This is a genomic window from Nitrospira sp. BLG_2, from assembly GCF_049222245.1.
In genome coordinates, this window is the sequence record NZ_JBLYIG010000604.1 from 1 (window position 1) to 9,908 (window position 9,908).

Genomic DNA, 9,908 nt, shown 5'->3' on the forward strand with positions numbered 1-9,908 from the left:
GGGTGAGCGATTTCTATCGCGGCTACAGCTTCCCTGCATTCGCGATCACATCGAGTCTTTCCCGAATATCATCGGGCGTCATGTGGGATTCAATTACTATTCGTATTCCGCCGGCGACTGTCTCTTGACTCATGACGACACGAATCAAGGTCGGCTCGTAGAGGGCCGTCGAGTGCCGCAACGCCGGATTGCGGTCGTCACGTACTTCCATGAGGAATGGCAGCCTGACTGGGGTGGGGAATTGATTATTTATGAGCGACGAGCAGATCGTGATGGGGGGCATATCAATCTTACACCGACCCACTGTATCGAACCTCGCCCGGGATCGCTTGTCATGTTTACCGTCCCCCGATTCCATCGGGTCTGCCGCGTCGACCCCACGGCTGGTCAACATCGGCGGTTATCGATTGCCGGATGGTTCATGACGGAACATATATAGCAAATTAACAGGTTAAGGCTGAGGTGAAGTTAGAGAGAATTCGATGCTCTTTGCTAAACCACGAGCCGTGGCTTTAACCTGCACCGAGTTCACCCGAACCAGTCGGTATCATTAGCCGCAGCCGCGCGAGGCTGGTTTTCTACTGCACTGGTCGGCGCCGGCTGTGCGAGTACGGTGTGCACAAGGGTGATTAGGCGGTCACGCTCGAACGGCTTGGCCAAGAACGGGAACGTTCCTCGCTTGATTCCATGGCTGGCAAGGTCCGTATCGGGATTCCCCGACATTAAAATGATGCGGAGACCGCTCCGCATTATGGTTGCGCGAACTGCTAGTTCATGACCGTTGACGTGCGGAAATTGGTTGGCGATTGAGGCGAACTGAAAACCCGGCGGAGGTAGAACCATATCCGTGAGCAGGAGGTCGATCGGTCCTTGATGCTGCGAGCAGATCTTGAGCGCTTCGGAGCTTTCCTCGGCACCCAGCACAGCAAACCCTGCTTCTTCAAGAAATACTTTACAGAGGTTGACGACTGAGAGTTCGTCATCGACGACGAGGATAGTCGGCGAAATCCCTGATGATCGACCATCCCGCTGCGCATCCATGCGAGGTCCTCCCGCTTCCATCATAGTGCCGAACATTTCCCACAGCGAGGGAAACTTCCATTTTGGCAAATGTCCCGGTAAACGGTTCACAGAGAAGCTACCTAGCTCCCTCGGCTCTTGAGTGCCTCAAGCCGGTTCTTATCCAGACTGACGTGCAGCGATTTGTCCTGGGTGACGACAATCGCTCCCTGCGCTTGGCCCTTCGCTTTCTTGACCCACTTGCGCCGCGTGTAGATGACATCGCCTTTGCCGCTTTTCTTGAAATCACTATAGAGGAGCGCCAACATGGCGGCGTCACGGAGGGTTTCCGATGGAGGATCGGTTCCTTTGCTTAATCTCACGACGACGTGAGACCCTGGTGTCCCGCGAGCGTGCAGCCACAGATCGTCGCTCTTGGCGAGGCCGAACGTCAGCTCATCATTTTCTCGGGCATTGCGTCCGACAAAGATCAGCAGCCCATCTGTCGAGATAAACCGACGAAACGGGCCGCGTCGCCGATCCGTAGCGAGAGGACCCTTACTGATTGCTCGAACGGTGGTGGCTTTGTTCGAATGGGCAAGAGGCATGGCAGGTGGAGTCCACGTTCCTTGCTCAATGTATGTGATTTCCTGGCACAGCCGTTCTATGCCATGCACGGCTCGCTCGATACGTGGCTTGAGTTCGCGTTCGGCGGCAAGATATTTTCGATGCTTCCGAAAGTAGTCGTCCATGTTTCTCTGAGGTGATTTCATGGGGTCGAGTGGAATCGTGATGTGGGGAAGCCTGTCATCGAAGTAATCTGTCATCTCAACATGGTCGGTTCCCTTCATAATCGCACCGAGGTTGGCCTTGATCAATTCTCCATACCGGGCATAGTCGCGATAAGCGGTTGCTTTTGATAGGTCGTTCCGCCAGGCCTCAATCAATCGCTGCTCCCTTTTAAGCATTTTCTTGAGGGCACGCAGGCGCTCTTGTTTTATCCGGTCGATGGTCTGTGTGGCCTCCTGTTCACAGTAATACGCATCGATTGCTTCTGAAACAGGAAGCTTGCCTGCAACCCTGCCTGCGAAACGGCTGGGGGTTGTTTCGTGATGGCTGTTGCGTTGAGGTGGTGAAGTATATGCTTGGCCGGTCGGATGGTGACGGGAGAGGTCCCTTAGTACTCGGCCGCCGGCATCGAGGACCAGGATATTTGCCTTGTTGCCGGTCAATTCGCATACGATTGCGTGTGCGCCCTCTCTCCCGGTGATCTGTAATTCCACGATACGGTCATTCCCGACCTGACGAATATCGTCGATTTTTGCTCCTTGGAAATGGGCTCTGAGAAACTGGCAGAACGGTGGAGGCGTTTGAGGATTGGTTGAAGAGCGTGTGGTGATGTGCAAACGAGCGAAGTCCGGATGGCAGGAGATCAGCAGCCGATGTGTCTGTCCCGGCACGCGTACATCCAGCACCAACGTACGGTCCGTAGGCTGCTGGATCTTTTGGATCCAGCCGCCACGCAGGAGAGGAGAAATTTCCGTAAGGACCTCCGCCACATCCGATGCGGTCAACATAACGAATCCATGCCACTGTTTGCTTGAAGGCTCGACCTGCGCCTCAGTCTGGTCTCATGAGGGCAATCCGGTTACATAATCTGTGCCGTTCTTCCGTCAGCACTGTACGATCTGCTGTAAAAACCCGCAAGGTGTCATGAAGGTTTTGACATCATCATTGAGTACCTGAGGCAATCCATGAATGCTGGTGGTCACGCCGAGCCGAGGAGGCTTCTAGCTTGCGCCCACTCTCACGCTACGCTAGAGTCCTCTCGGCATTTCACGCGTAGTCGTTCGCCATGCTCCTTCTCGATTCGCAGCAGCTTGCGCAATTACAAAATGAGTTTCGTCTTTCGATGCGACGGCTGTTTGTTGATCTGTGCCGAGAACTGCACGCCGACCACGCTGATCGGGCTCGGGAATTTGGTCTTCTCACCGCCTTCTTTGACAGCCTTTGCTCAAGCTTCAAGCCGGAGGCCTATTCGAACTGGAAAGTTGTCGGGTGGATCGAGACGCTGAATGATCTCGTATATTTTTTGGATGTGCTCAGTCAGTTAAGGAGTGAACCCGAGCGACGTGAGTTTGCAGAACAATTGTTGGACAAGTGTCAGGAGAAGCTTTTTGAACATGGCTATCTGGATGATCTCTTTCCGAAGGGACAACCTAAAGCGAGTGGATTAGAGATGCGACTGTTCGCGCTGTGCCGAAAATTGGCACAGGAATTGGCTCAGGAGTCCCTTTGGTTTGACCCGGCATTGCCGGGTCAATGGTGCCACCAACGGAAGATAAGGCATTGGGATGTGCCGGGAACCTTGACCGACAACTTTGAGCGCGGAGAACCGGCCGGAGCGATTGCGGTTGATATAACGGGAGCGTGGTGCCAGCCACCAAAAAATGTTCGGCGGGCGATGCGGCCTCACCCCTCGGGGCGTGTGGTGTATCGAGTCGAGCCGACCGGCATAACGGTGAAGGCCGGTAAGATTATTTCTCCGATCTGGTCGGGTTGGGGAGGAGCGGGACAGTGGCAATGGGAGTACCATCCGCCCACCATCGCAGCCCATAGCGATCGTGAGCTTCTCACCGTCGGCCCGACGCTAGTCTATAGCAAGAATCGCCAGCCGAGGACCGTGAAGCCTACTGACCGGCGACTGGTTGCACGAATCGCCCGCGCTTGGCAAACCATCCGGTCGGCTTGGCCTGAAGGTCATAGTGTGCTGAGGCTGTTGACCTCTCGCATTGTTCCGCTGCAGGCGAAGGGGGTGGTCAGCTTCAGCTACAGGCATCGGCCTGGACTGTCATTCATCAACTGTTTCGATCGCGGCAAGCTCGATCTGATTGACGACCTGATCCATGAAAACAGCCATCACCACTTGAATCTTCTGCTGCGGAAATATGTCATGTATCATGGGGACCATAACCAACGGATCTTCTATTCACCGTGGCGGCGGAGTCTCCGGCCGTTGCGCGGCATTCTTCACGCGACCTTTACGTTCACCATGGGTGCGCTCTTATTTCATCGACTTTCGTCTTGGGCTTCGGGACGAGGCGGGGCGGCAAGATGGAAGAAGGCCGGTCTTACACAGCGAGACTTGCACCGCGCACGGTTTCGCTGTGTGGAAGAAGTCGAATCCCTCCGCTATTCGCTGCAAGACTTGCGCTATGCCGATCACCATCTCGGGTGGCTTACCGGTTCAGGCCGGCGCTTGGTCGGGCTGCTGACCGAAGCGATCGATCAGATCGAATGTCAGAGTAAGCGATTCAAACGAGAAGTGTATCGCGGCACTTTCGGTCCTGCGCTGCAGAAGCATATCAGAGAACTCCAACGAGCTCGCCGAACCTACGGACCGGTTCGATTGAGTAAAGCCTGACAGTAGAAGCCGTTCTATTTCTTGACGATCAGTCCAATCGGAGTAGACTCGATCGCAAGGGGTGAGATTATGTACGGCTTGGAAGGGATGCATCATGTAAAAATTGCACGGGCTGTTCTACATGGGTGGTTTTGCTGTGTGACGCTGGTTGCCAGTGTGATCGCCGCAGGCGCGGCAACGATTGAAAATCCAAAGGCAATCAAGGTCGAAAAACTGCTCACTCTTATCCGAGTCTCAGAACTAGAGTCGGAATATGACTCACTCACTCAGAAATATGTCAGTGAATATGAACAACAGATAAGAAAGTCCATAGCGAGCACCTATCCGAACCTGGCTGGTGAAAAGAAGAAGGACATCGAACGGCTTCTAGACGCATTCTTGAAGGACATCAGAACATCGATAGGGCAAGTTGAGACTCTCCATGATCATTTGAAGCATGCGTATTCGAGGACTTTTGGCGAAGAGGAATTGGACCGCCTCATTGCGCACTATTCCTCTCCGCTCGGTGAAAAGGATGCGGGAATGAAGAAGAGTGCGGCCATCGAATACAATAAAATGTGGACGGCTCAATTCATGAGCCAATACAAGGCTCGAGTCGAGAAACTATTTCAGGTAATCGCCGTGGTCGCGAGGGGCAAAGGGAAGCAGGGAGCCTAGCGGCATAGCGGATCACGAGAGACGACGATAGACTACAGCATTTTTCTCCATGACGCGTCTTGCCGCAGCACGAAAGGATTCGGCTGGTTGGCCGATGAAGTCGTTGATGCCGAGTCGGGCTATCTGTTCAAGGGTCAACCTGCCGGGTACATGGCAGGTTTTACGGTTTGCTAAGGTTCTACTGTCACATCCACAAACGCCGGTAAACTATCGGCCCCCATCTTATCCGTTACGCGTAGTTTGAAGCGATATATCCGTGGCTCTGAAACGGCTGGGGCGAGGAAGGAAGTCTCTGAGTTATTGGCGTCGAGCAGCGAAATCTTGCTGCCGCGCACTTGGCTCCAGCTATAGTAGAGAGCTTCTCCTTCCGGATCACGGCTCTTCAGCCCGCTTAGTTTTACCCGAGAACCGGCCTTGACGGTTTTGTTCATGCCGGCATCGGCGACCGGCGGTTCATTCGGCTCGTCGTTCACGGTCACGTTCACATCGAGAGAAGCTTGCTTGCCGCGATTGGTTACGGTGATCGTAGTCTTCCCGTTGCCGGCGATTTGAAGCAAACCATTCGCCATTACCCTAATAACCTTATCATTGGAAGAGGTGTAACTAGTTCCGCTGGCCTGTGTGCTGATGCGCCGGGTGACGCCGTCGGCAAAGTCGGCGACGACCGGGAGTTCGAAAATCTTTCCCAGCGAGTCTACATGGCCGAAGGCGGAGGACTGTCCTGCTCTGCCGAGTTGCAAGGGCTTCTCTGTGTCAAAATCAATAGTTGTAAGGGCGGCAGTGGGTTCAACCTTCACAATGACTTCATCGAAGACAGACTTGGTCTCTAATCGTCCACGGGGGATTTCGGCCACAGCCAATAGACGCATCGGCCCGATGCTATTCGATGGTACTTTCAGTGGGCCGCCAAAGGCGGGTTCCTGTTCGGCTGAGCTGGCCATCGCTACCGGCGCCACGATGGAGCCGATGGCCGTTGAGTCATCCTGTTCGACCAACACCTCGTCCTGTTCACCGTACCAGTAGTAGCGGACCGTGACGATGCCGGTATCCTTCCCAAGATCCACATGCGCGGTCACGGTGTTCCCAGCGGAGAGGTCCGTTCCAGCAGTCGGTTCTGTTATTTTGAATGCCAGTGTCTGCAGTGGCAGGCAAACGCAAAAAGCAAAAATGAGAAAGAGAGAGTCTCGAACACGCATTTGGCGATTGATCGGTGACGTGTGATGATTCACGGTCACCGCGTCAGGTGATAGGGAACATCGATGAGAATCACTCGATCTTTGAAGAGCAGTGAGGCTTTCAGCATCAGGGCCCGCTGGTTGTGCAGAATGTTCTGCCACCATCTTGCCGGAAGAATTTCCGGTATCACGACCGTGATCCACGTGTTAGGGTCCTTCTCAAGCACTTCTTCGACGTAGTCCAGTAACGATCTCAGGACAGAGCGGTAGGGCGAAGAGAGCGCGATCAAATTGACTCCTCCGCCCCATTGAGCCCACTGGATTTTGACTTTGGCGCTTTCTTCCGGATCAAGATCCACATAGACGGCACGAACTTCACCAGGCCGACTTCTGGCATAGTCCAGCGCTCGGACGACGGCGCGATTCAAACCGCTGATCGGGATGATCACGATATTGCGCCGAGGTAACGGAGGTCGTTCCCCTCGGCGGTCCAGGGCGATCTGTTCAGTAACAGCCTTGTAGTGCGAGCGAATCCCTTGAAACATCAGAAGGAGGATGGCGATGAGCAGGAATACGATCCAGGCACCCTGTGTGAGCTTGGTGCTGGCGATAATAATTGTCGCGATGCCGGTGGTCAGGGCGCCGACCCCATTGACGATCAGTTTGGTCTGCCAGTGCGGGCCTTTTTTGACGAGCCATCGTTTCACCATGCCGGCCTGCGAGAGGGTAAATGACACGAATACGCCGATCGCGTACAACGGAATCAGCGCGTGAGTATCCCCCTCGAATACGACGAGCAGGAGGCAGGCGAAGACTCCAAGGATGACGATGCCGTTTGAAAAGACCAGGCGATCGCCGAACGTCGCCATTTGATGCGGCATGAATCCGTCACGCGCAAGAATCGATGCCAACTGGGGGAAGCCGGCGAAGGCACCGTTCGCGGCCAAGATCAGGAGGGCCATAGTGCCAATCTGCACGGCATAGTAAATGACACCGGTACCGAATGTGAGATGGGCCAGCTGAGAGATAACGGTTTCGTCGGTTTTGGGGAGGATGCCATGGTGGTAAGCCATCCAGCTGATTCCTATGAACAGCGACGCCAGAATAGCAGACATCCAAAGCATGGTGGTTGCGGCATTTTTGGATTCTGGTGGCCGAAAGGCTTTGACCGCGTTTGAGACAATTTCCATCCCGGTGACTGCCGAGCAGCCTGCGGCAAATGAACGGAGGATCAAAAACAAGGTCAGGTTTTCTACTTCAGCGAGGCTTGCTATAGGCGGAGATCCCGTGGGATCGGATAAGGACCGGACTGTTCCCACGACGACGAGTAGGCCCAATGCGACGATGGCGAAATAGGTTGGGACGGCGAAGAACTTGCCTGATTCGCGAACTCCACGCAGGTTCATCACAATAATGAAAAGAATGGCGACAAGTCCCAATGCTTCACGGTGTATGAAGAGCGATGGAACTGCCGATGTAAGGGCTGCAATGCCTGCCGCCATACTAACCGCAACAGTTAAGACATAGTCGATCATGAGAGCTGCGGCGGCTACCAGCGCCGGTTTGTCGCCGAGATTGGATCGTGCGACGACATAGGCGCCTCCCCCTTCCGGGTATTCGTAAATGATCTGGCGGTAGGAGATCGTCAGGACCAGAATAAGGAAAAGGATGGCCAGGCTGACCGGTATCGACCATGTCACCGCAGCGGCACCGGCGAGCACGAGTACAAGCAGAATTTCTTCACTAGCATAGGCGACGGATGAGATGGCATTTGACGAAAAGATAGGCAGGGCGATCGCTTTTGAAAGCCGTTCGTGCCTCGCTTGAGCGGTCTTAAGAGGATCTCCCACAAGCCAGCGCTTTAGAATCATGGAGGGATTATCTCATAAACCTCTTAGAGGGTGAATGTTCTGATGGCTTCGGCATAGGACTAAAGCCCCAGTAGGTGACTAGCTTGAATTCTTCTACATCGGTAACGCGACTCAACGAACGAGTTGACGTATGGCCAGTGATACGGTATGGTGACACTGCATTTCACTCGTGCGATCCGACGAGGAGATGTTCCAAACTATAGCGGATCTCGCGATCGCATCGCGACCAGGTCCAGTTCGGAGTAGCACCCAGCCCGGTTGTTTCTCCCATCGGTTCTCTGATCCCGCCATCATGCGATCACACTGAAAGGATAATTGTAGTGGATACGTCTGTTCACGGAAGTTTTCACGCTCTCGGTTTGTCCGAAGCACTTTTGCAAGACTTGGCTGATGCCGGATTCGTTTCACCGACTCCCATCCAAGAACGAGCCATCCCGCCAGCCCTGGCTGGCCGAGATGTCATTGGATGCGCTCAGACTGGGACAGGAAAGACCGCTGCCTTCGTCATCCCGATCATCGAGCGGCTCGCGCTGCTTCCGAAAGGGCAACCCCAGGCATTGATCTTGGCGCCGACACGCGAGCTCGCATTGCAGACCTTGGCTACGATCGAGAAATTTGGGCGGAGCCGTCGCATTTCCGCTACTGTCATCGTAGGAGGCGCGGATATGCAAGCCCAAGTGCGAGGTTTGCGACAGCGACCGGACGTTTTGGTCGCAACGCCGGGACGTCTCCTCGATCATATGTGGAACGGCACGATCTTGTTGTCGTCCATGAAGATGTTGGTGTTGGATGAAGCAGATCGGATGTTGGACATGGGTTTTGCCCCGCAAATCAATCAGATACTGGATGCCTTGCCGGAACAGCGACAGACGTTGCTGTTTTCGGCTACCTTGCCTGCAGACTTGGCGCGGTTGGTTCAGGCCAGCGTGAACAATCCGGTGCGTGTGATGGTCGCACCCTCTGCAACGACGACAGACGGTGTCACGCAGGCGGTGCATTATACATCCCACGCCGGCAAACCCGATCTTCTGTTAACACTATTGGGAGCTGATCAGGCTACCGCGCTGGTCTTCACCAGGACGAAGCATCGGGCCGACCGATTGGGGCGATTGCTGGGTCGCGCGGGTCATCGAGCGGCTGTGCTGCACGGAGACCGGAGCCTGTCGCAAAGACGCGCCGCACTGGAAGGTTTCAGACGCGGAGCATTCCGTGTGTTGGTAGCGACGGATATTGCCGCCAGAGGAATCGATGTCGCGAATATCGGCCATGTGATCAATTTCGATCTTCCCAATTGTCCGGAAGATTACGTGCATCGTATCGGTCGCACGGCGCGGATGAAGACGACTGGTCGCGCCACGAGTTTTGTAACAGGCGAGGACCAGCATCAACTGCGAGATATCGAGCGATTGTTGGGGCATGCAGTCCCGCTTGCTCCAGGAAGCGAGGCTCCTTTCCCCCCGATTACTGCCCCAGACGGAGGTGTTCGTCGGGATGGACATCGCTCGAGGAGTCACGTGAAACGTTCCCAAACCCACTCCTTCCGCAACACGAGAAAGCCCAATGTCGGACCATCGTCGTATGGTGTTGCAACGTCAACCCGTACATAAAGTACAAAAATAGTTCGCTGAATCCACCTTGTGAGATACAGTGTCTCTCACAAGGTGGATTTTCATGCAGGCGATTCAACGACCGGAGGTAGTAGGAAACAAAGCTCGGCGATACCCCCGCGTGCGCGTTTCCATGCCATTCAGCTGTTCCCTTTCCTCGCTAGGAACCAGATGG

At 54.7% G+C, this 9,908-nt stretch carries 8 protein-coding genes; 4 read left to right on the plus strand and 4 right to left on the minus strand.

Going from position 1 to position 9,908, the window contains the following annotated elements:
- Positions 1-439: 2OG-Fe(II) oxygenase (locus ACOSYY_RS15995; RefSeq protein WP_421663671.1), on the plus strand; the 439-nt coding region annotated here is incomplete at its 5' end.
- A gap of 89 nt (positions 440-528) precedes the next feature.
- On the opposite strand, the gene ACOSYY_RS16000 is transcribed toward ACOSYY_RS15995, so the two are convergent.
- On the minus strand, positions 529-1,131 hold the full coding sequence (locus ACOSYY_RS16000) for a response regulator (RefSeq protein ID WP_421663673.1): 603 nt from the start codon (positions 1,129-1,131) through the stop codon (positions 529-531).
- A gap of 11 nt (positions 1,132-1,142) precedes the next feature.
- Positions 1,143-2,576, minus strand: coding sequence for an Rqc2 family fibronectin-binding protein (locus ACOSYY_RS16005; protein ID WP_421663675.1), 1,434 nt, complete (start codon positions 2,574-2,576; stop codon positions 1,143-1,145).
- Between the two features lie 335 nt (positions 2,577-2,911).
- Between ACOSYY_RS16005 and ACOSYY_RS16010 the strand changes: the two genes are divergently transcribed.
- The gene (locus ACOSYY_RS16010) at positions 2,912-4,423 is read left to right on the plus strand and encodes an aKG-HExxH-type peptide beta-hydroxylase (protein WP_421663677.1); all 1,512 of its coding nucleotides are present in this window, start codon (positions 2,912-2,914) and stop codon (positions 4,421-4,423) included.
- A 69-nt stretch (positions 4,424-4,492) separates the two neighbouring features.
- On the plus strand, positions 4,493-5,080 hold the full coding sequence (locus ACOSYY_RS16015) for a DUF2059 domain-containing protein (protein WP_421663679.1): 588 nt from the start codon (positions 4,493-4,495) through the stop codon (positions 5,078-5,080).
- A gap of 170 nt (positions 5,081-5,250) precedes the next feature.
- Here the strand turns inward: ACOSYY_RS16015 and ACOSYY_RS16020 are convergent, their stop codons facing one another.
- Both ACOSYY_RS16020 and ACOSYY_RS16025 read right to left on the minus strand, forming a co-directional pair.
- The gene (locus ACOSYY_RS16020; RefSeq protein ID WP_421663681.1) at positions 5,251-6,309 is read right to left on the minus strand and encodes a PKD domain-containing protein; all 1,059 of its coding nucleotides are present in this window, start codon (positions 6,307-6,309) and stop codon (positions 5,251-5,253) included.
- A gap of 2 nt (positions 6,310-6,311) precedes the next feature.
- Entirely contained in the window at positions 6,312-8,126 is a 1,815-nt protein-coding gene (locus ACOSYY_RS16025) for an APC family permease (protein ID WP_421663683.1), read from the minus strand.
- A 320-nt stretch (positions 8,127-8,446) separates the two neighbouring features.
- On the opposite strand from ACOSYY_RS16025, the gene ACOSYY_RS16030 reads away from it, so the two are divergent.
- Positions 8,447-9,733 carry a DEAD/DEAH box helicase gene (locus tag ACOSYY_RS16030; protein ID WP_421663685.1) on the plus strand — a complete coding sequence of 429 codons (1,287 nt, stop codon included), beginning with the start codon at positions 8,447-8,449 and terminating at the stop codon, positions 9,731-9,733.
- Positions 9,734-9,908: the final 175 nt, after the last annotated feature.